Annotated in this window: 1 protein-coding gene; it reads left to right on the plus strand. The window is 28.6% G+C overall.

Translation table 11 applies throughout. The annotated features are described in order from the left end of the window. A partial coding sequence (locus tag Q0370_RS00040) for a mechanosensitive ion channel domain-containing protein (protein ID WP_299570390.1) occupies positions 1-976 on the plus strand: 976 nt, incomplete at its 5' end. Positions 977-1260 lie beyond the last annotated feature (284 nt).

Genomic DNA, 1260 nt, shown 5'->3' on the forward strand with positions numbered 1-1260 from the left:
TGTAAAAATTGGTAAAATATTTAAGACTAGAATTGAAAAAATATTGAAAATTATAATGGAAAAGTCAAATGTTGATAGAAGTTTAGCTTCATTTTTACTTTCAATTTATTCTATTTTGTATTATTTTATTATAGTTTATTCTTCTATTGGAATTCTTGGAATTAACACATCTTCCATCACAACTTTTCTAGGAGCGGCTGGGATAATTTTTGGGATTGCTTTTAAGGAAACTTTGGGTAACTTTTGCGGCGGACTGATAATTCTTACATTTAAGCCATTTCGAGTTGGTGATACAATTGAGTATAATAATTATATTGGTACAGTTAAAAAGATTGAGCTTTTTTATACAAAAATGTTAAATCCACAAAATGAGCTTGTAATAATTCCAAATGGAATAGTTACGAATACGGAAATTCGGAACATTAAGCAGGATGGAGAACGTAGGCTTGATTTGGAAATTGGCGTTTCGTATAAGAGTGATATTCAGAAAGTAAAGAAGGTCTTAGAAAGAATAGTGAAAGAAGAAACGATGGATGAAGTAGAAGAAACTAAAATAAAAAATAACTTGCTTGCAAAAATTCAGAATACAATTCTAGAAAAAAAAGAAAAAAGTAAAGTTAATTTGTTTTTTGCAATTTTTTCTAGAAAAAAAATGAAAGAAGCTGAAGATGATGCAAATAATGGAATTACAGAAGAAGTTGATGAAATTAATGAGAGTGTACAGAATAGTACAATATCAAAAAAAGATAGAAACAAAAAGATGATTTTAGCTTCAAAGGCTTCTGTTATTGGGGTTGGAAAATTGGCTGAATCTGCGATAATTTTCTATATTTATGTTTATACTCGTTCAGAAAATTATTTGAATCTGAAGCTAAAATTAAATGAAAAAATTAAGACTGAGTTTGATAAGGCTGGAATTGAGATACCTTATCCGCAGATGGATGTACATATAAAAGAATTTGAAAATAAGATGTAAAAAATATTTAATCTAAATATTTTTAATTTTATTAATTTTTCTTTGCTCTCGTTTAAGGCTTGTGCTATAATACAATTTATAAATATTGAACCTATCTAAGAGTGCAAAAATCAAGGGATTTAGGCTTCTTACATATGGGGATCAGAAAAAGGAGAACGATGATGGGAATCATTATTTTTATAGTAGTTGTTTTTGCACTTGTTTTATCGGCATTGAGCTCTATCTATGTCGTGAGACAACAATCAGTTGCAATTATTGAACGGTTTGGTCGCTACCAAAAGACA

This window comes from uncultured Leptotrichia sp. (assembly GCF_938036635.1).
GTDB classification, from domain to species: Bacteria; Fusobacteriota; Fusobacteriia; order Fusobacteriales; family Leptotrichiaceae; genus Leptotrichia; species Leptotrichia hongkongensis.